Origin of the sequence: Rhizobium aouanii (genome assembly GCF_037002925.1) — a bacterium.
Classification (GTDB): Bacteria; Pseudomonadota; Alphaproteobacteria; order Rhizobiales; family Rhizobiaceae; genus Rhizobium; species Rhizobium aouanii.
Genome location: NZ_JBAMYD010000012.1, coordinates 102,210 through 126,041, shown reverse-complemented (window position 1 = coordinate 126,041; position 23,832 = coordinate 102,210). Strand labels below are relative to the sequence as shown.

Annotated in this window: 26 protein-coding genes, 1 tRNA gene and 1 pseudogene; 9 read left to right on the top strand and 19 right to left on the bottom strand. The window is 60.4% G+C overall.

Annotated elements, in window-relative coordinates:
* The first annotated feature begins 118 nt into the window (after positions 1 to 118).
* Positions 119 to 337 carry a hypothetical protein gene (locus tag V8P77_RS21375; protein ID WP_335914144.1) on the top strand — a complete coding sequence of 73 codons (219 nt, stop codon included), beginning with the start codon at positions 119 to 121 and terminating at the stop codon, positions 335 to 337.
* Between the two features lie 9 nt (positions 338 to 346).
* On the opposite strand, the gene V8P77_RS21370 is transcribed toward V8P77_RS21375, so the two are convergent.
* The 5 genes from V8P77_RS21370 to V8P77_RS21350 all read right to left on the bottom strand — a co-directional run bounded on the left by V8P77_RS21370 (position 347) and on the right by V8P77_RS21350 (position 3,301).
* Positions 347 to 1,849, bottom strand: coding sequence for an AMP nucleosidase (locus V8P77_RS21370; protein WP_335914143.1), 1,503 nt, complete (start codon positions 1,847 to 1,849; stop codon positions 347 to 349).
* An 87-nt stretch (positions 1,850 to 1,936) separates the two neighbouring features.
* Positions 1,937 to 2,116 carry a hypothetical protein gene (locus tag V8P77_RS21365; RefSeq protein ID WP_335914142.1) on the bottom strand — a complete coding sequence of 60 codons (180 nt, stop codon included), beginning with the start codon at positions 2,114 to 2,116 and terminating at the stop codon, positions 1,937 to 1,939.
* 208 nt (positions 2,117 to 2,324) lie between these two features.
* Positions 2,325 to 2,621: a type II toxin-antitoxin system RelE/ParE family toxin gene (locus tag V8P77_RS21360; protein ID WP_335914141.1), complete on the bottom strand. Its 297-nt coding sequence runs from the start codon at positions 2,619 to 2,621 to the stop codon at positions 2,325 to 2,327.
* On the bottom strand, positions 2,618 to 2,887 hold the full coding sequence (locus V8P77_RS21355) for a CopG family ribbon-helix-helix protein (RefSeq protein ID WP_335914140.1): 270 nt from the start codon (positions 2,885 to 2,887) through the stop codon (positions 2,618 to 2,620). The genes V8P77_RS21360 and V8P77_RS21355 overlap by 4 nt, the downstream gene beginning before the upstream one ends.
* A gap of 75 nt (positions 2,888 to 2,962) precedes the next feature.
* Positions 2,963 to 3,301, bottom strand: coding sequence for a DUF2147 domain-containing protein (locus tag V8P77_RS21350; protein WP_335914139.1), 339 nt, complete (start codon positions 3,299 to 3,301; stop codon positions 2,963 to 2,965).
* A gap of 443 nt (positions 3,302 to 3,744) precedes the next feature.
* Between V8P77_RS21350 and V8P77_RS21345 the strand changes: the two genes are divergently transcribed.
* Entirely contained in the window at positions 3,745 to 4,014 is a 270-nt protein-coding gene (locus tag V8P77_RS21345) for a sel1 repeat family protein (protein WP_003546876.1), read from the top strand.
* A 252-nt stretch (positions 4,015 to 4,266) separates the two neighbouring features.
* Here V8P77_RS21345 and V8P77_RS21340 read toward each other — a convergent pair whose 3' ends face one another.
* From V8P77_RS21340 to V8P77_RS21330, 3 genes are all read right to left on the bottom strand, one after another.
* A complete protein-coding gene (locus V8P77_RS21340; protein WP_335914138.1) occupies positions 4,267 to 5,382 on the bottom strand; it encodes a pyridoxal phosphate-dependent aminotransferase in 1,116 nt (371 codons plus the stop codon).
* A gap of 113 nt (positions 5,383 to 5,495) precedes the next feature.
* Positions 5,496 to 5,897 (bottom strand): hypothetical protein, encoded by a 402-nt coding sequence (locus tag V8P77_RS21335; protein ID WP_003546879.1) that lies wholly within the window; start codon positions 5,895 to 5,897, stop codon positions 5,496 to 5,498.
* A 241-nt stretch (positions 5,898 to 6,138) separates the two neighbouring features.
* Positions 6,139 to 6,519, bottom strand: coding sequence for a DUF2177 family protein (locus V8P77_RS21330; protein WP_444965440.1), 381 nt, complete (start codon positions 6,517 to 6,519; stop codon positions 6,139 to 6,141).
* A gap of 161 nt (positions 6,520 to 6,680) precedes the next feature.
* Between V8P77_RS21330 and V8P77_RS21325 the strand changes: the two genes are divergently transcribed.
* Positions 6,681 to 7,127, top strand: a complete 447-nt coding sequence (locus V8P77_RS21325; protein ID WP_335914137.1) for a baeRF12 domain-containing protein — start codon at positions 6,681 to 6,683, stop codon at positions 7,125 to 7,127.
* Between the two features lie 151 nt (positions 7,128 to 7,278).
* Here the strand turns inward: V8P77_RS21325 and V8P77_RS21320 are convergent.
* Positions 7,279 to 8,144: pseudogene (locus V8P77_RS21320) on the bottom strand (LysR family transcriptional regulator).
* A gap of 92 nt (positions 8,145 to 8,236) precedes the next feature.
* Between V8P77_RS21320 and V8P77_RS21315 the strand changes: the two are divergent.
* Positions 8,237 to 8,488, top strand: a complete 252-nt coding sequence (locus tag V8P77_RS21315) for a hypothetical protein (protein WP_335914136.1) — start codon at positions 8,237 to 8,239, stop codon at positions 8,486 to 8,488.
* On the opposite strand, the gene V8P77_RS21310 is transcribed toward V8P77_RS21315, so the two are convergent.
* Complete coding sequence (locus V8P77_RS21310) at positions 8,439 to 8,771, bottom strand: hypothetical protein (protein ID WP_335914135.1); 333 nt, start codon at positions 8,769 to 8,771, stop codon at positions 8,439 to 8,441. The two genes, V8P77_RS21315 and V8P77_RS21310, sit on opposite strands and share 50 nt — an antisense overlap.
* Positions 8,772 to 9,125: 354 nt before the next feature.
* Here V8P77_RS21310 and V8P77_RS21305 point away from each other — a divergent pair, with 354 nt between their 5' ends.
* On the top strand, positions 9,126 to 9,566 hold the full coding sequence (locus tag V8P77_RS21305) for a glyoxalase superfamily protein (protein ID WP_335914134.1): 441 nt from the start codon (positions 9,126 to 9,128) through the stop codon (positions 9,564 to 9,566).
* A 288-nt stretch (positions 9,567 to 9,854) separates the two neighbouring features.
* Here the strand turns inward: V8P77_RS21305 and V8P77_RS21300 are convergent, their stop codons facing one another.
* The 8 genes from V8P77_RS21300 to V8P77_RS21265 all read right to left on the bottom strand — a co-directional run bounded on the left by V8P77_RS21300 (position 9,855) and on the right by V8P77_RS21265 (position 18,350).
* A complete protein-coding gene (locus V8P77_RS21300) occupies positions 9,855 to 10,016 on the bottom strand; it encodes a hypothetical protein (RefSeq protein WP_335914133.1) in 162 nt (53 codons plus the stop codon).
* A 144-nt stretch (positions 10,017 to 10,160) separates the two neighbouring features.
* A complete protein-coding gene (locus V8P77_RS21295) occupies positions 10,161 to 11,054 on the bottom strand; it encodes a helix-turn-helix domain-containing protein (protein ID WP_335914132.1) in 894 nt (297 codons plus the stop codon).
* Positions 11,055 to 11,105: 51 nt separating this feature from the next.
* Complete coding sequence (locus tag V8P77_RS21290; protein ID WP_335914131.1) at positions 11,106 to 11,333, bottom strand: DUF1127 domain-containing protein; 228 nt, start codon at positions 11,331 to 11,333, stop codon at positions 11,106 to 11,108.
* 89 nt (positions 11,334 to 11,422) lie between these two features.
* Entirely contained in the window at positions 11,423 to 12,220 is a 798-nt protein-coding gene (gene iolB / locus V8P77_RS21285) for a 5-deoxy-glucuronate isomerase (RefSeq protein ID WP_335914130.1), read from the bottom strand.
* Between the two features lie 197 nt (positions 12,221 to 12,417).
* Positions 12,418 to 13,335: a myo-inosose-2 dehydratase gene (gene iolE, locus V8P77_RS21280; RefSeq protein WP_335914129.1), complete on the bottom strand. Its 918-nt coding sequence runs from the start codon at positions 13,333 to 13,335 to the stop codon at positions 12,418 to 12,420.
* Between the two features lie 65 nt (positions 13,336 to 13,400).
* A complete protein-coding gene (iolD, locus tag V8P77_RS21275; protein ID WP_335914128.1) occupies positions 13,401 to 15,251 on the bottom strand; it encodes a 3D-(3,5/4)-trihydroxycyclohexane-1,2-dione acylhydrolase (decyclizing) in 1,851 nt (616 codons plus the stop codon).
* 196 nt (positions 15,252 to 15,447) lie between these two features.
* Positions 15,448 to 17,382 carry a bifunctional 5-dehydro-2-deoxygluconokinase/5-dehydro-2-deoxyphosphogluconate aldolase gene (locus V8P77_RS21270; protein ID WP_168306450.1) on the bottom strand — a complete coding sequence of 645 codons (1,935 nt, stop codon included), beginning with the start codon at positions 17,380 to 17,382 and terminating at the stop codon, positions 15,448 to 15,450.
* A 92-nt stretch (positions 17,383 to 17,474) separates the two neighbouring features.
* Positions 17,475 to 18,350 (bottom strand): MurR/RpiR family transcriptional regulator, encoded by an 876-nt coding sequence (locus V8P77_RS21265; protein WP_335914127.1) that lies wholly within the window; start codon positions 18,348 to 18,350, stop codon positions 17,475 to 17,477.
* Between the two features lie 208 nt (positions 18,351 to 18,558).
* Between V8P77_RS21265 and V8P77_RS21260 the strand changes: the two genes are divergently transcribed.
* The 4 genes from V8P77_RS21260 to V8P77_RS21245 all read left to right on the top strand — a co-directional run bounded on the left by V8P77_RS21260 (position 18,559) and on the right by V8P77_RS21245 (position 22,820).
* Positions 18,559 to 19,674: a Gfo/Idh/MocA family protein gene (locus V8P77_RS21260; protein WP_335914126.1), complete on the top strand. Its 1,116-nt coding sequence runs from the start codon at positions 18,559 to 18,561 to the stop codon at positions 19,672 to 19,674.
* A gap of 87 nt (positions 19,675 to 19,761) precedes the next feature.
* The gene (locus V8P77_RS21255; protein WP_335914125.1) at positions 19,762 to 20,979 is read left to right on the top strand and encodes an NAD(P)/FAD-dependent oxidoreductase; all 1,218 of its coding nucleotides are present in this window, start codon (positions 19,762 to 19,764) and stop codon (positions 20,977 to 20,979) included.
* Positions 20,980 to 21,147: 168 nt separating this feature from the next.
* Positions 21,148 to 21,238 (top strand) — tRNA-Ser (locus tag V8P77_RS21250).
* A gap of 559 nt (positions 21,239 to 21,797) precedes the next feature.
* The gene (locus V8P77_RS21245) at positions 21,798 to 22,820 is read left to right on the top strand and encodes a porin (RefSeq protein ID WP_335914124.1); all 1,023 of its coding nucleotides are present in this window, start codon (positions 21,798 to 21,800) and stop codon (positions 22,818 to 22,820) included.
* A 100-nt stretch (positions 22,821 to 22,920) separates the two neighbouring features.
* Here V8P77_RS21245 and V8P77_RS21240 read toward each other — a convergent pair whose 3' ends face one another.
* Positions 22,921 to 23,817 (bottom strand): alpha/beta fold hydrolase, encoded by an 897-nt coding sequence (locus tag V8P77_RS21240; RefSeq protein WP_335914123.1) that lies wholly within the window; start codon positions 23,815 to 23,817, stop codon positions 22,921 to 22,923.
* Between the last annotated feature and the right edge of the window lie 15 nt (positions 23,818 to 23,832).

Genomic DNA, 23,832 nt, shown 5'->3' with positions numbered 1-23,832 from the left:
GGACGAACGACCTGCATGCATTTCGACAGCGCCGCGAAAAAAAATGTGCGGACGAGGTGTCGAAATCGCAAGGCAGCACTCGACAAGGCTTCATCGAAACCTGTCGAGGAGAATGGAAATGAGCATTCTTGAAATCGCTCTGGCAAGCCAGATCTGGGCACGTCGCAACGAGAAGCGTCAGCTGGTAGTACTCGACGATGCCGATGTGCTGAAGGTTCTCCTGCGCATCGCTTTCGTCGTGGTGGCCTTCACCCTGCTGATATCAGGGCTGAATCTTGCCGCCGGTAGGCCGCAGATGCTGGCCGAGGGCTCGGCGCCTGTCATGACCGGCAGATGAGGAAACGGCCTATTGGAAGGCCGTTTCGAAGAAGCTGCGCAGCTTGCGCGAATGCAGCGCTTCCTTCGGCATGGCGGCAAGCTTTTGAACGGCGCGGATGCCGATCTGCAGATGCTGGTTGACCTGCGTGCGGTAGAAGGCCGTTGCCATGCCCGGCAGCTTCAATTCGCCGTGCAGCGGCTTGTCGGAGACGCAGAGCAGCGTGCCATAGGGCACGCGGAAGCGGAAGCCGTTGGCGGCGATCGTTGCCGATTCCATGTCGAGCGCGATGGCTCGCGCCTGGGAGAGCCGCTTCACCGGCCCGCGCTGGTCGCGCAGTTCCCAGTTGCGGTTGTCGATCGTGCCGACGGTACCTGTGCGCATGATGCGCTTCAGCTCGAAACCTTCATAGCCGGTGATTTCGGCAACGGCCGCTTCGAGCGCCACCTGCACTTCGGCCAGCGCCGGGATCGGCACCCAGACCGGCAGGTCGTCGTCGAGGACATGGTCCTCACGCATATAGGCGTGGGCGAGAACATAGTCGCCGAGCCGCTGGCTGTTGCGAAGACCGGCGCAGTGGCCGAGCATCAGCCAGGCATGCGGGCGCAGCACGGCGACATGGTCGGTGATCGTCTTGGCGTTGGAGGGGCCGACGCCGATATTGATCATGGTGATCCCGGCATGGCCCTTCTTCTTCAGATGGTAGGCCGGCATTTGCGGCAGGCGGGTGAGGGCGGCATCCGTTTCCGGCGCGTTCGAGCCGGGAAGGGTGACGACATTGCCGGGCTCGACGAAGGCGGTATAGCCGTCGCCGCCCTCCGCCATCAGCTTGCGCGCCCAGCCGCAGAATTCGTCGATATAGAACTGGTAGTTGGTGAACAGAACGAAATTCTGGAAATGCTCGGCATGCGTCGCCGTATAGTGCGATAGCCGGGCAAGCGAATAGTCGATGCGTTGCGCGGTAAACGGCGCAAGCGGCGAGGGCTCTCCCGGCGGCGGGATATATTCGCCGTTGGCGATCTCGTCGTCGGTGGTGTTGAGGTCGGGCGTGTCGAAGATATCGCGCATCGGAACGTCGACGAAGGCGTTGGTCGAAGCTTCCACATGCGCACCCTCGCCGAAAGCGAAGTGCAAGGGGATCGGCGTCGCAGATTCCGAGACGATCACAGGCACATTGTGGCTCTTCATCAAGAGCGCCAGCTGCTCCTTCAAGTAATGCTTGAAGAGTTTCGGCCGGGTGACGGTCGTCGTGTAGATGCCGGGTGCCGTGACATGACCGTAGGAAAGCCGCGAATCGACATGGCCGAAGCTTGTCGTCTCGATGCTGACCTGCGGATAAAATGCGCGGTAGCGCGAGGAGATCGGAGCGCCCTGCGCAAGTTCGCTGAAACTCTCGATCAGGAACGCCGTGTTGCGCTCGTAAAGCGCTGTCAAAGTCTCGACCGCCTTGGCGGGATCATCGAAGCTCTGAGGCTGGAAAGGCGGTGGAGAGGATGTGTCGAGGGGCGACAAAAGGGAGATTCGTTTGTTCATGACGCATTATAGAGAGTTGTTCTTGACAAGCAAACGACGCGCGCCGGCGGAATTCGATTTTTTATCTCCATCCGTGTCTGATGCCAGTCACCGCACCGTCGGCGCGCAGAAGGTGCCGTTTCTCTCCAGGCAGGTATAGCTCGCCCCGAAATGCGACTGCGCACCGCCGCCGCCCTCGTGCACCACGACTGCCGAAAACGTGACCGCGAAGATCGCCGCAAACAGTGTGATGATGCTAAGGCGTCTTGCCAGAATATAGTGGTTCACTGCCTTACCCCCGATACGCAACTCTATCGTGAGAAGAGTTTTGGCATGCGACGGCTGAACGAGTGCTGAGATGCCGGTTCATCAGCCGTTCAGCTTGCCGGGCAGGCTCTGGCCGACCAAGGCTTTGAGGCATGCGGGCGTCGACATGTTTGGCGTTTTGGATGATGGTTGCGCAGGTGCGTTACGATACGCTTATAAGTTGGTTCGGCTATTCTTGGGCCGGCCAATCCCGCGCGGTATGGATCACACGCAAGATGACGACGCTTTCGCGTCCCGCGATCGACCGCAGCTCATAGGAAATTATGTAGGGGAGCCGGGTGAGGGATTTTTCATAAGTGCCGGTTATTCGTCCTGGCCGACCGGTTGCAAAATCGCCAAGTTTCTTGCCGGAATCCTCGATGGCGTCCACAACCCTTTCGGCCGCATCGGGGTTGTCCTTTGCGATGTAACGCAGAATTTCCAGATTATCTTGATGTGCTTCCTTCGACCAAAGAACCGGCCTCATCCGCGCGGGGTCTTCCTACGCTTGGCATCCTCAATGACCTTACGCATTTCGGCGACAGCCTGCTCGTGCGGTATAACGCGCCCGGCTTCCGCATCGGCCATGCCGCGCTTGATACCCTCGATGATTTCAAGCTCGCGCTCCACATAGGCCGCTACGGCCTCGCCGGCGAGGAATGATTTGCTGCGTTGGGTGTCGGCCGCAATCCTGTCGAGCTTTTCTTTTACGTCGGGGCGGACTCGAATTGTCATGGTCGTGCTGCCGGCCATTTCGAAAACTCCTGTGTTGAGCTGTGTACACTCTAACACATCCCGGCCGTTGCCCGCTATCCGCCCCGCATTCTCTCAGAGCCGCGTCCAGGTCTGCGACTTGCAGAGGATCTTCATCACGCAGCCCTGCATCCTCAGCGAATTGCCGGAAATCTTGCCCGAGCCGCTATAGGTCTTCTCGGCGGCCGGGTCGGTGATCTCGCCGGCATAGCTGCCGCCGGTTCCCGCAAGCGTGCCGATCTTCCGGCCGGCATATTTACCGGTCTTCAGCGTCACGCAGTAACTGCCGCCGCAGGATGCGATCACCGCCGTATCGCCGGCGGCCGTCTTCCAGTTGCCGACGATCGGCTCCTCGGCATGGGCGAACCCCGCGATCACTGTTATGGCGCCGACGAGAACGAAGCTGCGGATCATCTTTTCCTCCACGATATCCCTGATCGTCGCGAAAATAACTGACGCGAACGTAAAGGTAAACAGGGTCAATCGCTGTCAAGCTGACCGGCTGAAAAACGCGAGAAAAAGCCGTTCGTCCAGCTTAGAAAGAGATCGCCTGCTGATTTCATGATGAACGATCCGTTTATTTTCAAATCTGAATCTTTCGTAAAATCCGCTCGAAAATCCTTAATTCGCAGGGAGTCCGATGTTTAACGAAAATCCAATTTTACCAAGTGTTTGCACTTTGTTTGTCTCAAATTAATCATGCATTTTAGGCGTTTTTTGAAAGCCGTTTGGCATAGTGAACCCATCAAACGAGCGGGGCAAACCCGCCGGACCGAAAGGGCCGCAAGCCGCAACAGACGGCAAGGCCTAGAGGTAAAACAGGGTCAGTCATAAACAGGCTAACAGGGATAAAACCGATGGCACGCTTTGAAATGCACAATGCTGAAACGGCCACCATGGGTGGCGACAACAACAGCGCCGATGTCTTCTGCGAAATGGGTCTGATGTATGCGACCGGCCGCGGCTGCGAAGTCGATCTCGTCGCAGCCCACAAATGGCTGAACATCGCCGCAATCAAGGGCAACGATCGCGCCGCCGAGCTTCGCGCCGACGTGGCCGCCGCCATGGACAAGATGCAGCTCGCAGCAGCGCTGCGCGCCGCCCGCGAGTGGATGACGGTCCACTAGAACAGGACGATTTTAGGCCGCTTCGGCCTAAAATCTGAATCCTGTTCTAAATTAAATAGTTAGAGCATGATGTCGTCCGAAAACCGCTGACACTTTTCGGCATCATGCTCCAGGACCGTCTCCGATCAGGCATTCGACAAGAGCAGCAATAACAACCTCAAAAAGAGGGGGCTGGCGGGGCGCTTTGGACGGGGCCGACGCCGGGAGAACGGAACCGCGACCGGAATCCTCCACCGGCCGCGGTTCTTCGTTTTATCGGCTGATCTGTTTCAGCACCCGCGGCAGCGCTTCTTCGAGGAGCGCCATATCCGCTTCCGGCCCGACGCTGATGCGGATGCAGCGGTTGAGCGGCGCCACACCAGGCATGCGAATGAAGACCCCGTGCTCTATCAATCCGTCGACGATCGCCCTGGCATAAGCGCCGTCGCGATCGGCGTCAATCGCCACGAAATTCGTCGCCGAGGGCAGCGGTTGAAGGCCGTTCGCCCGGGCGATACCGCCGATCCGCTCCCGGCCGGCATGGATTTTCTCGACCACCTCGACGAGATAGGCCTGGTCCTTCAGCGCCGCGAGCGCTGCTGCCGTCGCCAGCCGGTTCATGCCGAAATGATTGCGGATCTTGTCGAAGGCCTGTGCCGTGCCTGCCGTCGAGATCGCGTATCCGGTGCGTGAGCCGGCAAGTCCGTAGGCTTTGGAGAAGGTGCGGGTGCGAACGACGTTCGGCAGCTCAATGAGCGAGGAGATCGACGGCAGCGACCCTGCCGGCCCCGTCTCGCTATAGGCCTCGTCGAGCACCATCAGCGTCGTCTCGGGCAGCGCATGGGCGAAAGCGACGATGCTGTCGGCATCCCACCAGCTTCCCATCGGATTGTCGGGATTGGCGAAATAGACGAGCGGCGCATTCTCGCGTTTCACCGCATCGAGCAGCCCGTCAAGATCCTCGCGGTCGTTTGCGTAGGGAACGGTCACCAACCGGCCGCCGAAACCGGCGACATGGAAATTGAAGGTCGGATAGGCGCCGAGCGACGTAACGACGGGCGCGCCAGGCTCTATCACCAGCCGGACGATCTGGCCGAGCAATTCGTCGATGCCGCTGCCGATGGCTATATTGGTGGCCGAGACGCCGAGATGGGCGGCAAGCGCTTCCCGGAGCGCAAAATTCTCCGGATCATTGTATTTCCAGATATTGCCGGCCTCCTCGCGCATCGCTGCAAAGACAGAGGCGGCTGGGCCGAAGCCGTTCTCATTGGCGCCGATGCGCGCCGAAACGGCAAGTCCGCGCTGGCGCTCGATCGCCTCGGGGCCGACGAAGGGAACTGTGGAGGGCAAGGCGCTGGCAAGAGGTGTGAAGCGCGAAAAGGCGGACATGCGAAGGCAGCTTCCCGGACATATTGACAATCGGCGAAACAATAGGCCCGGGCACGGCCAACGCAAGCAAGATTATTTCCGCAATGGCAGCGCCGCGCGTGTGGCCGGCCTGATTACGCGCGGAAGATCGGCGCGCGCCGGGCGTCGATCGCTTCCATGTTGCCGATCATGAAATCGGTGCGGACGACGCGGCGCAGAACCTCGGGGTCCATGATGTTGATGAACCGCACCCCGATGCGTTCTTTGTGGCGGTAGACTTCGGCGCAGCCGATCCGGTAGGCGAGGCCGAGAATGTTGAGATAATAATGTTTCGGCAGACCGGCGGTGGTCGATACGATGAAGGTGGCGCCGCCCTGCGAGATATCGATGATCTCGGCGCTTCGCATCGACACACCGGTCAGGCACGGACGGACAGCGACGATGCGGGCGGGTCGTTTGACGTTGAACTCTTCCCAGCGCAGGTCGTAGACAGCGGATTTGACCGTGGCAAGGTGTGTAGCGCGGAGCATAGTCATTCACATTCTCCGTCAGACAGGGCACATTTGGGGTCTTGATCGCGAGCAAGCTGGTCTTGATCACGAGCAAGCTGGTCTTGATCTCATTCAAGCTGGGGTCTTGCTCGAACCAAGGTCACATGAATGTTTTGCACATTCGTCAAATATAAAATTACAATTTTAACGAGTTTAAACTTTGTTCCCAAGCGGGACGCCTGATGTCCATTATCGGGACGCGGGCTTTCATCTCCAGGCTCCCGTTTCAGCCAAAAAATCTGACGGCGAGATATCCGTCGACTGCAGTCAGCGCCGTGCCCCAGGCCATGTCGACCAGGCTCATGGCGAGCGGCCAGTTGCAAAGCGTGGCGAGATTGGTGAAGTGCCATAGGCCGCCAGTCCCAGAATGGCACCGTGGAGAAACGCCGTGGCGATCGAGCCCGCCGACAGCGCCGGCAGCACGGCAAGCACAACCATCGCGGCGGCGAAGAACAGGTAGAACAAGTGCGCCGACCGCCAGATTGGGCAGCATCAGCGCTTCCAACTGGTCGCGGTAGAAGTTGCGGGCGATGAGGCCGAGCCATATCCCGTCGCCGATGAGAAGGATGAGAAAGGTGCCGGCATAGGCGAGCAGTGATGTCTTCATCGTCAATCTCCCGAGCCTGGCCTTCTACGCAGCAAGGGTCGGCCGGATCGCCGCCTCGTTCGATTTCGGCGCAATTTTCCCGAACTCTTTCAATGGCCGAGCGTTGTGCCTTGATCGATGAAGCACGGCGCGCTTCGAATGACGACAGCGAGGAGTTGAAGATGACCGACGTCAAAATCCCTTCGAAATCATGGGTGGTGGTCTGCAACGGAGCCAAGGCTCTGATCATGCAGAATGCCGGCGATGCCCAGCTGATGAACCTGAAGGTGCTGGAAACTCTAACGCAGCCGAGCGAGCCAGACCGCGAGATCGGCGCCGACAAGCCCGGCCGCAGCCATGCCGCCGATGGCTTCAGCCGCAGTGCTGTCGAGGAGACCAACTGGCAGGATCAGGCCGAAGCCCAATTCCTGAAACAGGTCGCGGAAAGGCTGGATGAGCTGGCGCAGGAAAAGGATGTCCGCCGCATCGTCCTCGTTGCGCCGCCGAAAGCACTCGGCGCGCTGCGGCCGGCACTCAGCGCCGATACGCAGGCAGCGATCTCCGCGGAATTGGCCAAAGACTATACCAATATGCCTGTCGATGAGATCGAGCGGCATCTCGCCGCCTGAGCCGTTAAAGCAATTCCAGTAAAAGTGTGAAGCGGTTTTCCGTCCGGAATTGTGTAAAACAGACGGCTAGAGCGGTTATGCGCTTCCCGTGAAGCTGAACCGCTCTAGCCCAATCTGAGGGAACGCGGGTCGAGAGGCCCGCGTTTTCGCGTCACGCGGATGGTTTCTGCCCGGCAAACAGATCTTCATGATCGGCAAAGAGCGCCGCCAGGCGGTCGATGACGATCCTGACTTCCGGGCGTTGCCGCTCGTCGTCATGCGCAACGATCCACATGTCGTAGGTCAGTTCCTCGATGACCGGTCCGGCGCGGACGAGCCTGCGCTCCTGATCGCCGATGAAACAGGGGAGTACGCCGCGGCCGGCACCGCCGCGGATGAGGTAAAAGAGCATATGCGGCGTGTTCGTCCAGCTGGTAATCCAGGAATCCGGCTGTTCGAACGTCCATTTGTCCGCCGGCGTGATGGCGGTATCTGTACCGAGCGAGATCCAGTTGCAGTTTTTCTCGTCATAGCCGGCCGCCTGATAAGCCGCATGTGCCACCTTGACGAACGGCGGATCGCGACGTTGCCGCTCTCCGGCCGGCTGTGGCGAATGGCGATATGCGCCTCGCGATAGGTGAAATCGACGCTCGCATCGCAGGTCTTGTAGCACATGCGGAAGCTGTCCTTCGGCGTCCAGACGCTGGCCAGATGGTCGGCGACGAAGCGCGAGGTCCAGCTGTCGGCGGCCGTCGAGACGATCGGCAGCGTCAGCACCTCGCCGCGCCAGTCGGAGATCCCACGCGCCGCATCCTGCATCAGTCGGACGCGATCGAGCAGCTCCTGCCCGTCCTTGGCCAGCAGATAACCGGTGGGGCCGCGGCTGAACAGCGAGCGGCCCGTCACCCGTTCGAGCGCCAGCATGCGCCGGCCGATCGTCGGTGCGCTGAGCCCGGTGCGCGTCGCCGCCGCCGAAAGCCCGCCGCCGGTCGCAACATGGAAGAAAAGCTGCAGGTCGTCCCAGCTCGCATCTTTCATGGATGAAAACCCCCTTTCCCCAGCGCCTCTACATCGGAAGGCCGCGAAGGCTTAGCTCAAGTGCTTGAGCCAAATAGATGGAGAATGCAGCAATGGATCTCAACTGGGTTGTTCTCTTTAGGGAAATCGAAATCGGCAATCGCCGGATCCGCCATGATCCCTTGGCCGATCCGCTCGATCGTCCGGAATGGCGCGGATTTCTCTGGGCCGTTCCGATCATCGCGCGCCTTGTCGCACGACGGGATGCAGAAACAAAGGTGCCGTGCCGCGATGATTCGCGGATCGGAGAAAGCCTCAGGTTTCGAAGTTCAATCGCAACACGTGGTGCAGGAATTCCGGATTGATCAGCATGTTGAAGCTGATCGTCACCATTTCGCCTTCGCGCTTGACCACGGTCGCACCGATCTCGTCATGGATGCCGAGGATTTCGAGAAAGAAATGGCTCGGCATTTCCAGGTTCGGGCGGACTTCGAGCAATGCGCCGGCAAGCGTGATCGTGCGGATCAGGCAGCGCACCTGCGTCCCGGTGCTGAGGTGATGGCCGACGAAGATGATGTTGCCGGGCCTGTCGAGGTTGAATTCCCTGTAAGCACGTTCCGGCTTGGGGTGTTCTGTGTCGAGGTGCATCTGAAAGGCCCTTTTAGCCTCCGCTTGTAATACGACAGGATATTAGCCGAAGAATGCTGACATTTGCTGAAGAACACCGTTAAGATTGAATGCTTATGTGAAAGCCGCGGGAAAATCGCATCGATTTCGTGCAGATTTGCCCCAAAGCTGCGCATTCCTGAAGCAGATGCGCCATTCTTGACATGTCGGCGGCGTTCGCGCATACAAAGGCCGGTTCGAGGCACCGGCCGCTCGCGGATGAAAATCCATGGTGAAGTCCTCGCGATCATGGTCACGGCCCTTTGTGCATGCTGACTGACGGCAATGCGAGCTCCCATCCGCAGTCGAAGAGCATGCCTTGCGAAGGCTCACGCCATGACGACGACCTATCCTGCCATTGACGAATTGAAGGCCCAGGCCAAGCGCCTGCGCCAGGCGATGAACGATCGCGGCACCACGCTGACCCACAGTGCGGCCCTGGAAATGATTGCCCGCCAGCACGGCGTGCGCGATTGGAACACGCTCGCGGCCCTTGCGGCAAAGCCCAATGCCGCTCCAAAGACGCCGCTCTTCGTCGGCGCGCATATTCGCGGCCGTTATCTCAACCAGCCGTTCACCGGCGAAGTCCTGGCGCTTTCGGCCCTGCCGGGCGGCGACCTCCACAGGATCACCATCCATTTCGACGAGCCGGTGGATGTCGTAACCTTCGAGAGCTTCTCGGCCTTTCGCCAGCGTGTGAACGCGCAGATTGATGCCGACGGCATCTCGCCGAGAAAGACCTCGAACGGCGTGCCGCATCTGGTGCTCGATCTATAGAGCATGATGCCGAAAAGTGTGAGCGGTTTTCGGACAACATCATGCTCTCATTCTTTAATCCAGCTTTCATTCTTTGAGGCGGTCCGGATCTGCAGGATTTTTAAGCCGGATCGGGCCTCGCCCGCTATCGCACGGATTTCTCCATGTCCGATCTCTTCCAAGGCAATGCCTTTCTCACCGGCTGGCTGGCGTCTTCATCAAAACGGCGGCACCGATCGTCCGGAATTGCGCAAAACAAAAGTATAGATGGAAAAGCCGCGCTCACCAGCGCGGCTTTTCCTGCATCGTCTATTCCTTGCCGCTCGAAGCGGCCGTTGTCGCGGCTTCCGCCTCGTTCAGCGCCTCGGCGCATTCCTGGCAGCAGACCTCGACAGTCTTGCCGCCGAGTTTGACGGCGATGGTCTCCGCGCCGAGTTCGCAGTCGCAGGCAGCGCAGGTGGTCTTCTTCATCTGGTGATCCTCCGTTGATCGTCCCGCGGTCGGGACAGGCTGATAAGATCATCGAAGACCGCATCGCCGCTGTCGAAATCTTTAGCGATTGACCCCCCGCATAATTCCTTAAATCGGGATCGATTTAAGAAATTATGCGGGGGGTCAAAGTGCTACAGCATCCTTTGCGGCTCTCGAAAAGAGGCGCGGCGCTGTAGGCTTTCGCTTGCGCCGCAATTGCGCCGCGCGCTGGAATTCGGCCGGAGTCTGCCCGAAAGTCTGCTTGAAGGAAGCGCTGAAATGGCTGTGGCTGGAAAAGCCGAGATCGAGACCGAGCGCGGTCAGATCCTCATACTGGCCGAGCAGATCGAGCGCGCGGGCAAGCCGCAGCCGCAGCTGGTAGCGGTAAAGTGGCGTCGCCTCGACCTGTTGGAAGACCTGGGTGAGATAAACGGGCGAGACACCCACTTCGGCGGCGATTTCCGAAAGTGTCCAGCGCCGCGCGAGATCGGAGGAAAGCACCAGCTTTGCCCGGTCGACGAGCTTCTGCCGGCCGGCGCTGGCGCCCGCCGCATGCGATGTGCGCTCGCCGAGAGAGCGGCGCACGAGCGTCAGCGCCAATATTTCCGCCTCCAGCGTCTCGGCGACATTGCGGCTGAGACCATGACGCAGGAGAGCGACCAGAGCCTGTGCGCGCGGATCGATCCGTCGGCGCTGGCGACGGAAGGCAAAGGGCGGGCCGGGCTGCACCTGCTCCTTCGGCGTAAGCTCTTCGAGCATGGATTCGTCGATCGCCAGATCGATGCAGGCATCGCCGCCCTCGATCGGATGGCTGATCCGATATCCCTGATCGGCATTGAAGAACAGGACCTGATTGGCTTCGGCCACCGTATCGTTGCGGCCGACATGCCGCATGAAGACGCCGCGATAGGGATAGACGAGGCTCGTCCTGTGGGCGCATTCCTCGTCGCTCTTGTGACGGCACTCGCCATTGCAGACGATGTCACGAATGGTGACCATCTTCGTTTTCAGAAGCGGTGCCGTTGAGTACTGCGACATTGCATATTCCGTATCAGACAGGCCAGAACCGACAGTACTTATAACAGCACTTCAGTAACGGCTGTAGACATGAACATCGCTTTCCGTCTGCCCCCTGGAAAGGCCGATATCCTTCAGTTGTTCGTCGGAAAGCTCCATTAACGCATTCCGGTTGCGTCGTTCGTTTACTTTGCGCGCCAGCCAGCGCGCCGACCTGATTGCGGCAAGGAACAGGCCGGGTCGCGTAAGACGCGAAGAGCGAATATTTCGGGCCGGTATCGTGAAATTCGAGCTATGCATGGTAATCCTCCATCCGTGTTTGGATGGAGGCAGTGAACCATCAGCGGCGTTTTCGCGCTGTCAGATTATTTAGCGATCGAGCGCGACGCTTACGCCTTCAGCAGCCACTCGTGCTCGGCGGCATTGTGGAATTTCCAGATCCGCTGCGGGCCGGCCATGACGTTGAGGTAATAGAGGTCATAGCCATGGCAGGCGGCGCAGGGGTGATAGCCTTTCGGCACCAGCGTCACATCGCCGTCCTCGAGCGCCATTGCCTCGTCGAGCGAGCGATCGTCGGTATAGACGCGCTGGAAAGCGAAGCCCTGCGGCGGGTTGAGGCGATGATAATAGGTCTCTTCCAGGAAGCTCTCGTTCGGCAGGTCGTTCTGGTCGTGCTTGTGCGGCGGATAGGAAGAGGTGTGTCCACCAGGCGTAATCACCTCGACGACCAGCAGCGAATGCGCCGAGCTGTCGTCTTCCGGCATGATATTGTTGACGTAGCGCACATTCGTGCCCTTGCCACGCGTCACCTGCGGGTGCGTGCCGGGCGGGATGGCCTTCGCCTGATAGCTGCCGCCGCCGGGTGCGGAGCAGACCGCGAGCTCCAGATCGGTCTCCGCCGTCACCGACCATGTCGATTCCATCGGGATGTAGAGCGCATGCGGGGCGCCTTCGAACGGGTTCATCCGGCCGCCGAGCGTGCCGAAATCCTTGGTGCCGGCAGACGCCTTGCCCTTGCCGGTCACCCAGACGAGGCAGACTTCGCGATCGCCCGTCTCTCCCGAAACGGTCTCGCCCGGCTTCATCCGATGCAGATCGAAGCCGACATAGGTCCAGCCGGCATTTTCCGGGGTGACATGCGTGACGCGGCCATGCGTGCCGGATGGTTTCATCTTGAGATTTGGCATTGGTGTTTTCCTCGTAAGTTGGAAAATTCTCCTCCCCAACCCCTCCCCACAAGGGGGAGGGGCCAACCTGCCGTGCTGTCTCGCCCATATTGCGGCATTCTCTCTTGCAAGGTGGCCGCTGTCTGGTGCGAGGTGGTGCCTCAAGTTAAGTCCCTCCCCTTGTTGGGAGGGGTTGGGGAGGGGTCTTTTTGCTCCCGCTATCCCTTAGGAAAGCCTTCCGTTTCCACGGTATAGCCCGCGGCCGTCATGACGCGCATCAACTCGGCGTGGCCGATCTCGGCCATTTTCTGCGGCGGGGCCTTGCGCGGATCCTGTTCGGCCTCGACGACGAACCAGCCTTTATAACCGTGATCAGCCAGCCGCTGGACGATGGCGGCGAAATCGAGCGAGCCGTCGCCCGGCACCGTGAAGGCGCCAAGTGCCACCGCATCGAGGAAGGACTGGCGGCTGCGGTCCAGCCCATCCACCACCGGCTTGCGGATATCCTTGACGTGAACATGGTTGATGCGGGCGTGGTGGTTTCCGATGGCGCGCAGCACGTCGCCGCCGGCAAAGGCGAGATGCCCGGCATCGAGCAGCAGCGGGATGCCTTCGCCCGAATGGCGCATGAAGGCGTCGAGTTCCGGTTCGGTTTCGACCACGGCGGCCATGTGATGGTGGTAGGAGAGCGGCATGCCCTGCTCGGCGCACCATTCCCCGAACTGGGTGACGCGGCGCGCATAGACCTTCATCTCGTCATCGGAAAGGCGCGGCTTGGTCGCGAGCGGCTTGGAGCGGTCGCCCTGGATCGAGCGGCCCACCTCGCCATAAACGATGCAGGGCGCGGCGACGGCCTTGAACAGTTCGATCATCGGCGCGATGCGGTCCTTGTTGACGGCTAGCTCCTCGTCAACAAGCGTGCCCGAGAACCAACCGCCGCACAGCGTGACGTCGGCGGCGCGCAGAATAGGCAGCATCACCTCGGGATCCTCGGGGAAGCGGCGGCCCTTTTCCATGCCGGTAAAGCCGGCACTGCGTGATTGCCGCAGGCATTCCTCCAGGGACACATCGTCGCTGAGCTCAGGAAGATCATCGTTCCACCACGCGATGGGCGACATGCCGAGTTTGGCCTTCATCAACATTCTCCTTAAAAGCACTGCGGAAGAGCCGGGACGCTCTTCCGAGAAGTCATAGCAATAGATTAACCGATGCGCTGGGCGGCGCGTGCTTCGACATAGCCCTTGCGCGCTTCGTTGACCTCTTCGCGGGGGCTGACCTCAGGCACTGCGACATCCCACCAGTGGCCGCCGGCTTCCGTGGTGATCAGCGGATCGGTGTCGATGACGAAGACCGAGGTGCGGTCGTTCTTCTTCGAGGCGGCGAGCGCCTGCTCCAGTTCCACGATCGAGGCGACCTTGACGGCGATGGCGCCCATGCTTTCGGCATGCGCGCGGAAATCGATCTCCGGCATCACCTCGTGATAGGAGTCCTTCAGCAGATTGTTGAAGTTGGCGCCGCCGGTTCCCATCTGCAATCGGTTGATGCAGCCATAACCGCGATTGTCGAGCACGACGATGTTGAGCTTGAGGCCGAGCATGACCGAGGTGGCGAGCTCGGAATTCATCATCATGTAGGAACCGTCGCCGACCATGACGACGACTTCCCGTTCGGGACGCGCCATCTTGGCGCCGAGCCCGCCGGCGATCTCGTAGCCCATGCAGGAAAAACCGTATTCCATGTGATAGCTGCCCGGCGCTGTCGCCGGCCAGAGCTTGTGCAATTCGCCGGGAAGGCCGCCCGCAGCGCAAAGCACAGTCGTATTCTCGCCGCCGATCGTGCGCGCCACCGCGCCGATCACCTGCGCATCGGAGGGCAGGGCGGCATTGGTCGTCGCCATCGCCCTGGCCGCAGCCTCCATCCAGATCTTTTTCTCTGCCGCTGCCTTCTCGGCGAGTGCTGCCGGCGCCTTCCAGCCCGAAAGTCCGGCCGAAAGCGCCTTCAGCCCTTCGCGGGCGTCAGTCACCAGCGAATGACTGTCGTGCTTCACCGCGTCATAGGCGGCGATATTGAGGCCGATCATCTTCAGGCTGTCATTCTTGAACAGCGCCCAGGAACCGGTGGTGAAATCCTGGCAGCGCGTGCCGACGGCGATGACGAGATCCGTCTCTTCGGCGATCGCATTCGCCGCCGAGGTGCCGGTGACGCCGACCGAACCAAGCGCCAGCGGATGGGTTTCGTTGATCGACGATTTGCCGGCCTGGCTGACAACGACCGGAATGCCGTGGGCCTCGGCAAAGGCGGCAAGCTCCTTCGTCGCCTGCGAATAAAGCACACCGCCGCCGGCAACGATCACCGGCTTCTGCGATGCCTTGATCAGCGCGATGGCATTTGCGAGCTCATCTGCATCCGGTTGCGGCCGGCGGGTCGTCCAGACTTTTTCCTCGAACAGGCTTTCCGGATAATCATAGGCCTCCGCCTGAACGTCCTGGCAGAGCGACAATGTCACCGGACCGCAATCCAAGGGGTCGGTCAGGACCTGCATGGCGCGCTTCAGCGCCGTGATGATCTGCTCGGGCCGGGTGATGCGGTCAAAATAGCGCGAAACCGGACGGAAGGCGTCATTGGCCGAAACCGTGCCGTCGCCGAAATCCTCGATCTGCTGCAGCACCGGATCCGGCGCGCGGTTGGCGAAGACGTCGCCCGGCAGGAAGAGAACGGGAATACGATTGACATGCGCCACGCCGGCGGCCGTCACCATGTTCAGCGCCCCTGGGCCGATCGAGCTGGTGCAGGCCATGAAGCGCGTGCGGAAATTCGCCTTGGCATAGGCGATCGCCGCATGCGCCATGCCCTGTTCGTTGTGGGCGCGATAGGTCGTCAATTCATCGCGCACCTGATAGAGCGCCTCGCCGATGCCGGCGACATTGCCGTGACCGAAGATCGCCCAGACGCCGCCGAAGATCGGCACTTTCTTGCCGTCGACGATCGTCATCTGTACTTTCAGGAAATGCGCGACGGCCTGCGCCATCGTCAACCGTATCGTCTTGCCCATCGAGGCCTCCCGCAATCTTTCTTTTCGCGTTTTCCTCTCCCCAACCCCTCCCCACAAGGGGAGGGACTTAACCTGGGGCACCGCCTCACACCATGAGCAAGCGTCCTTTTAGACGAAACGCTGCGGCGAGAATGCAAAGAGCCCGGCAGGTTAGCCCCGCCCCCTTGTGGGGAGGGGTTGGGGAGGGTCTTAATTCTCAGTGGAGGTCGCGCGTTTTCAGCCACGCCTCTGTCAGTTGCCGGAAGCGGCCGGCCATATCGGCGATCGCTTCCTCGTCGTTCATTTCGCCTGAAAGCCAGGCACGCGCCGGATCGGCAAAGATCGTCCGGCCGACGGCGAAACCCTTCACGGAGGGAGCTGCCAGCGTCGCTTCGAAGCAAGAGATCAGCTCATCGGCGGGCGCCTCGAGCCCCAGGAGCACGATACCGCGGCACCATGGATCATTTTTGGCGATCACCGCATCGATCTTCTTCCAGGCTTCACGGGATGCCTGCGGCTCCAGCTTCCACCAGTCCGGCTTGATGCCGAGCGCATAGAGCTCCTCCAGCGCGGTTGCGATCGTGTCGTCGGTGAGCGGTCCGTTCTTGCCGGCGATGATCTCCACCAGCAGCTCGCGGCCGACCTTGCGGGCGGCCTCGAACAGCGTCCGCAGCTTCTCCTGCTGCTCCGTCTTCAATTCAGCCGGATCATCAGGATGATAGAAGCAGAGGCATTTGATGCAATGACCGAGCGGCCATTCGACGAGCTGCGAGCCGATATCCTGGCTGAATTCGAAGCGCAGCGGCTTCGAGCCTGGCAATTCCACCGGCCGTCCGATCCAGGAGAAATTCTTCGTCGCCGCATCGAAGAAAGCGTCGCGGCCGAAGCGTTCGTCGATCAGCATGCCGTAGCCGTCGCGGCCGTTCGAAACCCGCGCCGCTGCCGCCACCGCCAGCCGCTTGAAGGCGACGATCTTCTCATGGCCGACGCCGAGCTCATCGGCGACGCTGACCAGCTGCGAACGGTGGTCGATCGCCAGCGCCATCAAAAGCGGGATTTCGCCGCGCCGGGTCGATGCCCAGTGGATATGGTTGAGCGCCTCGTCCTTGCGCAGCGCCCGGTGTTTGCTGCCGGTCGTCAGAAAGAAGTCGAGTTCCGCCCAGGTCGGATATTCCGGCGAGCAGAGCAGGCGGGAGACGGCGAAGGCGCCGCAGGCATTGGCCCAGGTGGCGCAGGTCTTCAGCGGCTCGTCGCGCAGGAAGCCGCGCAGGAAGCCGGACATGAAGGCATCGCCGGCGCCGAGCACGTTGAAGACTTCGATCGGGAAACCCTGGCCGATGATGCCGGCTTCTAGATCGTCGGCGATCGGCCCGTCATAGACGATGCAGCCCATGGCGCCGCGCTTCAAGACGATCGTCGCAGGTGACAGGCGGCGGATCTCCTTCAGCGCGCCGAGCACGTCGTCGGCGCCGGAAGCGATCAGGATTTCCTCTTCGGTGCCGACGATGAGGTCGCAGTCCGGCAGCGTCTCCTTCATCTTCGAGGAGACCCGGTCGGATTTCACGTAGCGCTCGAAACCTTCCGCATGGCCCGCAAGACCCCAGAGGTTCGGCCGGTAATCGATGTCGAAGATCACCTTGCGGCCGTTCGCCTTGGCGATGCGAATGGCTTTGCGCTGCGCGGCCTCGGTGTTCGGTCGCGAAAAATGCGTGCCGGAAACAAGAACGGCGCGCGACGATCTGATGAAATCTTCGTCGATATCACCTTCATCGAGCGCCATGTCAGCGCAGTCCGACCGATAGAAGATCATCGGCGACACGCCCTCGGCCTCGACCGCCAGCAGCACCAGCGCCGTCAGCCGCTCCTTGTCGGTGACGATGCCGTCTGTCGCGACACCTTCGCGCGCCGACTGCTCGCGGATGAAACGTCCCATCTGCTCGTCGCCGACGCGAGTGATGAGGCCGGATTTGAGGCCGAGCCGCGCCGTGCCGATGGCGATATTGGCCGGGCAGCCGCCGACGGACTTGGCGAAGGAGCCAATATCCTCAAGCCGCGAACCGATCTGCTGGCCGTAAAGATCGACCGAGGAACGGCCGATGGTGATCACATCAAGCGCCGGCTCCGGCTGTGAACCCGGATTCGATTGTACCATGATGTCCTCCCGCTAGATTTTGCGCGGCTTCCAGTGCCTGCGAATTTTCAATAATGAAACATCGGTTCCGATATTTTGTCAATTCGGAATGTTTATTCCATTTTGCCTTTTACAGGTTTTGACTGCTGACGCTTGCGCCGTCGCTCGGCAATTGCAACCGGCAGTGCCATGGTGAGCGCCATCGAGGCTGAAAGCGAGCGGAAGCCGGCGAAATCGGCTTCCGCCACCTCGAACCAGTGCGTGGCGCAGGCGGCAAGCGGCGAGAAGGCCGAATCGGTGATCGCGATGACGGGGACGCCGCGGTCGGCCAGCTCCTGGCTCTGGCTAAGGCTGTCGGCCGCATAGGGCGAGAAGCTCGCCGCGATCGCTGCATCCTTCGGTGATGCGAACTGCACCATTTCAGGGTCGACGCCGTTCGGCGAGGCGACGATCTGGTGGCGGATGTTAAGCTTGGAAAAAGCGTAGGTCATGTGCGCCGTCAAAGGGTAGGAGCGCCGTTTGGCGATCAGATAGATCGTCTCGGCGCTGGCAAGGATATTCACCGCTTTGGTGAAAGTATCGCTCTGCACCGTCGCCGCCAGCCGGTTGACCGACTGGCTTGCCGCGGCAATGAAACCGGAAAGCAGATTGGCGTCCTCATCGTCGCCGCTCGATTGCTCGAGCGTGACGAGGCGTTCTTCGTAGCTCAGCGTCCGGTCGCGCAATCTTTCGCGAAAGATACTCTGCAGGTCGGAAAAACCTCCGTAACCCAGATGATGCGCCAGGCGCACCAGCGTCGACGGCTGGACGTCGGAGGCGGCCGCGATGCTCGCCGTCGTTCCGAAGGCAATCTCGTCGGGGTTGCCGAGAGCGAAGGCGGCGACCTGCGCCAGCCGCTTCGGCATGCTCGCCTTGCGCTCGATGATTGTGCTGCGCAGGCTTTCGAAATCGCGCGGCACGCGCGCGTGCCTCTGGGGATCGTTATCCATGCTTGCGGCTCACGAGATGAAACAAACATTCCATATTATCGAGCATAAACGATTTCAAACGACACGCCTAATTGTTTTTAATCTCCTGTAATTGAAGGATTTTAGGCAATCTTTTCAGGGAAGGACGCAGAAATGCTTGTAAGCAGGTCCCTTGTCAAAATGATCCAAATATTCCAAAAATCGGCGCGCAACTCTGGAGGAGACGGAAATGAAGCCACTCGGCATCGGTTTGATCGGCACCGGCTATATGGGCAAGTGTCATGCGCTGGCGTGGAACGCGGTAAAGACGGTGTTCGGCGATGTCGAGCGTCCGCGTCTCGTGCATTTGGCCGAAGCCAATGCCGGACTTGCTGAGGCGCGTGCCGGTGAATTCGGTTTCGAGAAGGCGACGGCCGACTGGCGGACGCTGATTGCCGACCCCGAGGTCGACGTCGTCTCCGTCACCACGCCCAATCAGTTCCACGCCGAGATGGCGATTGCAGCCCTTGCGGCCGGCAAGCATGTCTGGTGCGAAAAACCGATGGCGCCGTCCTATGCCGATGCCGAGCGCATGCTGGAAACGGCGAGAAGATCAGGCAAGGTTGCCGCCCTTGGCTATAATTACATCCAGAATCCCGTCATGCGGCATATCAGGACGCTGATTGGCGAGGGCGCCATCGGCACGGTCAACCACATCCGCGTCGAGATGGACGAGGATTTCATGGCCGATCCGGATGTCTTCTTCTATTGGAAGAGCGAGCTTTCCGCCGGCTACGGCGCGCTCGACGATTTCGCCGTGCACCCGCTGTCGCTGCTCTGGTATCTTTTCGGTCATGTCGAGGCCGTCATAACGGATATGGTCAAACCCTATGCCGACCGCCCGCTGAGCGAGGGCGGTCGCCGTGCCGTCGAAAACCACGATGGCGCCAACGTGCTGATGCGACTTGGCGGCGGCATCTCCGCCGTGTTGATGGCGAATCGCGCCGCCTGGGGTCGCAAGGGCCGCATTGCGCTGCAGATTTATGGTTCGAGAGGCTCGATCGTCTACGACCAGGAGCGGATGAACGAATTCGACCTCTATCAGGCCGACGGCCGTGGCTCCGAGCAGGGCTTCCGCAAGATACTGGCGGCCCCCGCCCATCAGCCCTATGATCGGTTTATCCCGGCACCGGGCCACGGCCTCGGCTTCAACGATCTGAAGATCATCGAATGCCGTGAGCTGATCCGGGCAATATCAGGCGAGCCGTCGTCGATCGTGACATTCGAAGACGGTCTCAGGATAGAGAAGTCGGTGCATGCCATGGCACAGTCCTTCCACGAGCGCCGCTGGATCGAGATCGGCTGAATGTAAGAGGCCGCTTTCCGTTGACGGGGCGTGGGGTAGGGAATAGGCCTTGGCGTGGGCGTCGGGCGCAGCTTCAGGAGTGAGATCGTGACGGATAGACTGGTGATCATCGGCGCGGGACAGGCCGGTTTCGCATTGGCAGCCAAGCTGCGTGCGTTGAAGGATACGCGCCCGATCACGCTCATCGGCGCAGAGGACGTCGCTCCCTATCAGCGCCCGCCGCTTTCGAAGAAATACCTGCTCGGCGAAATGGCTTTCGACCGCCTGCTGTTTCGCGACCAGCACTGGTATGCGGACAATGACGTCGACCTTCGCCTTTCGACCTGGGCCGAGCAAATCAAGCCGGACAGCAAGCAGGTTCTGCTGCAGGACGGCTCCGTTCTTGATTACGGCACGCTGGCGCTCGCCACCGGCTCGACGCCGCGCCGGCTGCCGGCCGCAATCGGCGGCGATCTCGAAGGCGTCTATGTCGCCCGCGACAAGCGCGATGCCGACCTGCTCGCTGACGAGATGCGCCCCGGTCGCCGCGTCCTCATCATCGGTGGCGGTTATATCGGTCTCGAGGCGGCGGCCGTTGCCCGCCATCGCGGCCTGGAAGTCACCGTCATTGAGATGGCCGACCGCATCCTGCAGCGCGTCGCGGCGAAGGAGACCGCCGACATCATGCGCGTGATCCACGAGGCCCATGACGTGGTGATCCGCGAGAAGACCGGACTCAAGCATCTGATCGGCAAGGATGGCCGCGTCACCGGCGCCGCGCTTTCCGACGGATCGGTCATCGATATCGATTTCGCCGTCGTCGGCATCGGCGTCGCCCCGAACGATCAGCTTGCCAAGGAAGCCGGCCTCGAAGTTGCCAACGGCATTGTCGTCGACGAATTCGCCCGCACCTCCGATCCGGCGATCTTTGCGGCTGGCGATTGCGCCGCACTTCTCTGGCAGGGTGGACGCATCAGGCTCGAATCGGTGCAGAACGCCGTCGACCAGGCCGAAGCGGCGGCAGCCGTCATCGCCGGCGGCAGCGAGCCCTATGATCCGAAGCCGTGGTTCTGGTCCGACCAGTATGACGTCAAGCTGCAGATCGCCGGCTTCAATCTTGGTTATGACGAGACACTGCTACGCCCCGGCGCCCGCGAAGGCGCCCATTCGGTCTGGTACTTCAGGGAAGGCCGGCTGATTGCCGTCGATGCGATCAACGACGCAAAGGCCTATGTGACCGGCAAAAAACTGCTGGAATCCGGGACCAATCCCGATAAATCGATTCTCGCCGACCCTTCTGCCGACCTCAAGAGCCTGCTCGGCTGAGATCGGCTTCTTCATCGAAGAGAACGAAGCGCGATCAAATCCGCGGATTTCGCCAGGAAATGCGGTTTGTTTGCGCAACCGGCTGAATTGCAGCTCGCTGCATTTCTTCTGGTGAAAACTCAAAAAACCCTTGCATTCACAGACCGGTCACCATAGTTAGGCCGCACCGGAGAGGTGGCCGAGTGGTCGAAGGCGCTCCCCTGCTAAGGGAGTATACGTCAAAAGCGTATCGTGGGTTCGAATCCCATCTTCTCCGCCATCCCCGATTTCCTGAGCACGCGTCGATCACTAGTTTCTGGCAGGGAATCATGTTCGCTTAGTCGGCTAGGCCGGGCGGCGAAACAATCTCTCTGCCCCAAGCGAGAGAATCGCCTGCGGGAATCACCTCCCGCGCTCAAGCCGCCAGCAAGGGGCGAAACGAATCGGTGCACGTCCGGTTACGCTTCCGGCAATCATGAATCCCCCGCAAGAGCCGCATTTCGTCAAAAAAGTGTCACGAACGTGTCGGCAAGCGCATGTCCAATTCTTTGCTGGCCTGACCTAAGCCTCCGCAAAATCAGGGTTTTCTTAACAAAACATAAAGGAAATCGAGGCCGGTTGCCCAACTTGTGTCCTTTCAGCAACAGAATGTCGGGAAGGCTCGCTCAAATCCGCCATCCGAGTAAGTTGGTGATTGCGTGACGGCTTCCGTCTTGTATTTTCAATCTCGGAAGCAAGGGCGACTGATCGTCCACTTCTTGAAACACGGGGATGGGGCAGGGAACGCTGCTCAGCGAAAGATCCCAAACCCGATCGAAACTTTGAATTGGAGGTCATTTATGAACATCAAGAGCCTTCTTCTCGGCTCCGCTGCTGCTCTCGCAGTAGTTTCCGGTGCTCAGGCTGCTGACGCTATCGTTGCTGCCGAGCCGGAACCGGTTGAATATGTTCGCGTCTGCGACGCTTACGGCACCGGCTACTTCTACATCCCGGGCACTGAAACCTGCCTCAAGATCGAAGGTTACATCCGTTTCCAGGTTGATATTGGTGACCAGCCGCTCAACCAGTCGGCTTCTAACGACTCCGATTGGGATGCAAGAACTCGCGGCCAGGTTCAGTTCACGGCCAAGAGCGACACCGAATATGGTCCGCTGACCGGCGTCATCGTCATGCAGTTCAATGCTGACAACTCCTCTGAACAGGAAGCCATCCTCGACTCCGCTTACCTCGACATCGCCGGCTTCCGCGCTGGTCTGTTCTACAGCTGGTGGGACGATGGTCTCTCTGGCGAAACCGACGACATCGGCTCGCCGGTCACGCTGCATAACTCCATCCGTTATCAGTATGAAACCGACGCCTTCTACGCTGGTATCAGCGTCGACGAACTCGAAGACGGCTTCTACAAGACGGACGAAGAGCCGAACAACGTCGGCGTTGCAGTCGGTCTCGGCGGCAAGGCTGGTGCGTTCAGCTACCAGATCACTGCCGGCTACGACGTCGACAACGAAGACGGTGCTATCCGCGCAATGGGTACGGTTGACATCGGTCCCGGTACGCTCGGCCTCGCTGCCGTATACGCTACTGGCCCGAGCTCCTACTACACCAAGGCTGAATGGGTTGTTGCTGCCGAATACGCTATCAAGGCAACCGACAAGCTCAAGATCACTCCTGGTGTTCAGTACTACAGCAACTACTACGTTGCCGGCGACGACTTCAGCGACGACGAAGCTTGGAAGGTTGGTCTGACGGTCGATTACCAGATCGTTGACAACTTCTACGCCAAGGCTTCGGTTCAGTACCTCGATCCGGAAAATGATGACGATCAGACGGCTGGCTACTTCCGCCTGCAACGTTCGTTCTAATCTGATCTGACTTCGGTCAATCAGGAAAGCCCGGCTCTCGAGCCGGGCTTTTTGTATTTGGACGAATGGCCGATTGTGCCAGCTGACCAATTTCGTGAGGTTATCGGCAGGTGTCGAGAAAAGCTCGAATTGTCGTAGGGATATCGCCGAGATGCAGGAGCGGGGCGTGTCCTTGTCCTTCGGCAGAATGAAGGATCAGCCGCGAATGCCGCCGTGCCATTTCGCCGGTGGTTTCCTGTGAAAGCAGCGACGTGTTTTCACCGCGGATCAGCAAGAGCGGCAACCGGCTCAGGCTTTCGAATTGCCCCCAGAGATCAGGCAGCGGCTGGCTGAAATCGATCGATTTCAGTGCCTCTGCGATCGCCGGATCGAAGTCGGCGACCGGCCTTCCACCGATATCGCGATAAAGGGCAAGCGCCATCTCGCGCCAGTCTTCCTCTGCAAGCGCGGCAAACGACGCACCATGATTTTCCTTCAATATATCGGCCGCCTCGTTCCAGTCCGCCGGTTTCCTGCCGCCGTTGAGGTAATCGCGGATCCGCGCCAGCCCCTCAGCCTCGAGCACAGGCCCGATGTCGTTGAGGATGACGGCTTCGAGAAGATCCGGCCGTGTCGCGGCGATCAGATGCAGGATCAACCCGCCCCGCGACGTGCCGACGAAGATCGCCCGCTCGATGCCGAACGTCGCGCAGGCGGCAAGGACGTCGCCGGCCTCGATGGCGAGATTGTAGTTCGCCTTGTTGTCGTCCCATGCCGAGTTTCCCCGTCCGCGCGAATCGAGCGCGATCACCCTGCGCGGCACTGTTGTGTCCCGGGAGAGAAGCAGTGCAAGCGGATGAAAATCGCGCGTATTGCGGGTCAGGCCGGGCAGGCAGATCACCGGCAGCCGTCCGGCGGTTGCCGCCTGGTCGGGTCGGTAGTCGCGGGCATAAAGCCTCAACCCATCAGAAGAAGTGTAGAATCTTTCCTGGAAACCGCCTGCATCCGTATCCGGCATCGCATCCCTCGAGAT

Excerpts from the sequence above, each read along its gene's own strand:
- V8P77_RS21300 (WP_335914133.1), bottom strand. The coding sequence starts at position 10,016 with ATGAAGAAGACCACCTGCGCTGCCTGCGACTGCGAACTCGGCGCGGAG.
- V8P77_RS21260 (WP_335914126.1), top strand. The coding sequence starts at position 18,559 with ATGAAGCCACTCGGCATCGGTTTGATCGGCACCGGCTATATGGGCAAG.
- V8P77_RS21310 (WP_335914135.1), bottom strand. The coding sequence starts at position 8,771 with ATGCACCTCGACACAGAACACCCCAAGCCGGAACGTGCTTACAGGGAA.
- V8P77_RS21370 (WP_335914143.1), bottom strand. The coding sequence starts at position 1,849 with ATGAACAAACGAATCTCCCTTTTGTCGCCCCTCGACACATCCTCTCCA.
- V8P77_RS21355 (WP_335914140.1), bottom strand. The coding sequence starts at position 2,887 with ATGGCCGGCAGCACGACCATGACAATTCGAGTCCGCCCCGACGTAAAA.
- iolB (WP_335914130.1), bottom strand. The coding sequence starts at position 12,220 with ATGCCAAATCTCAAGATGAAACCATCCGGCACGCATGGCCGCGTCACG.
- V8P77_RS21360 (WP_335914141.1), bottom strand. The coding sequence starts at position 2,621 with ATGAGGCCGGTTCTTTGGTCGAAGGAAGCACATCAAGATAATCTGGAA.
- V8P77_RS21295 (WP_335914132.1), bottom strand. The coding sequence starts at position 11,054 with ATGTCGCAGTACTCAACGGCACCGCTTCTGAAAACGAAGATGGTCACC.
- V8P77_RS21305 (WP_335914134.1), top strand. The coding sequence starts at position 9,126 with ATGACGACGACCTATCCTGCCATTGACGAATTGAAGGCCCAGGCCAAG.
- V8P77_RS21350 (WP_335914139.1), bottom strand. The coding sequence starts at position 3,301 with ATGATCCGCAGCTTCGTTCTCGTCGGCGCCATAACAGTGATCGCGGGG.
- V8P77_RS21240 (WP_335914123.1), bottom strand. The coding sequence starts at position 23,817 with ATGCCGGATACGGATGCAGGCGGTTTCCAGGAAAGATTCTACACTTCT.
- V8P77_RS21265 (WP_335914127.1), bottom strand. The coding sequence starts at position 18,350 with ATGGATAACGATCCCCAGAGGCACGCGCGCGTGCCGCGCGATTTCGAA.
- V8P77_RS21290 (WP_335914131.1), bottom strand. The coding sequence starts at position 11,333 with ATGCATAGCTCGAATTTCACGATACCGGCCCGAAATATTCGCTCTTCG.
- V8P77_RS21340 (WP_335914138.1), bottom strand. The coding sequence starts at position 5,382 with ATGTCCGCCTTTTCGCGCTTCACACCTCTTGCCAGCGCCTTGCCCTCC.
- V8P77_RS21245 (WP_335914124.1), top strand. The coding sequence starts at position 21,798 with ATGAACATCAAGAGCCTTCTTCTCGGCTCCGCTGCTGCTCTCGCAGTA.
- V8P77_RS21330 (WP_444965440.1), bottom strand. The coding sequence starts at position 6,519 with ATGAAGACATCACTGCTCGCCTATGCCGGCACCTTTCTCATCCTTCTC.
- V8P77_RS21325 (WP_335914137.1), top strand. The coding sequence starts at position 6,681 with ATGACCGACGTCAAAATCCCTTCGAAATCATGGGTGGTGGTCTGCAAC.
- V8P77_RS21345 (WP_003546876.1), top strand. The coding sequence starts at position 3,745 with ATGGCACGCTTTGAAATGCACAATGCTGAAACGGCCACCATGGGTGGC.
- V8P77_RS21335 (WP_003546879.1), bottom strand. The coding sequence starts at position 5,897 with ATGACTATGCTCCGCGCTACACACCTTGCCACGGTCAAATCCGCTGTC.
- V8P77_RS21315 (WP_335914136.1), top strand. The coding sequence starts at position 8,237 with ATGGATCTCAACTGGGTTGTTCTCTTTAGGGAAATCGAAATCGGCAAT.
- V8P77_RS21270 (WP_168306450.1), bottom strand. The coding sequence starts at position 17,382 with ATGGTACAATCGAATCCGGGTTCACAGCCGGAGCCGGCGCTTGATGTG.
- V8P77_RS21375 (WP_335914144.1), top strand. The coding sequence starts at position 119 with ATGAGCATTCTTGAAATCGCTCTGGCAAGCCAGATCTGGGCACGTCGC.
- iolE (WP_335914129.1), bottom strand. The coding sequence starts at position 13,335 with ATGAAGGCCAAACTCGGCATGTCGCCCATCGCGTGGTGGAACGATGAT.
- iolD (WP_335914128.1), bottom strand. The coding sequence starts at position 15,251 with ATGGGCAAGACGATACGGTTGACGATGGCGCAGGCCGTCGCGCATTTC.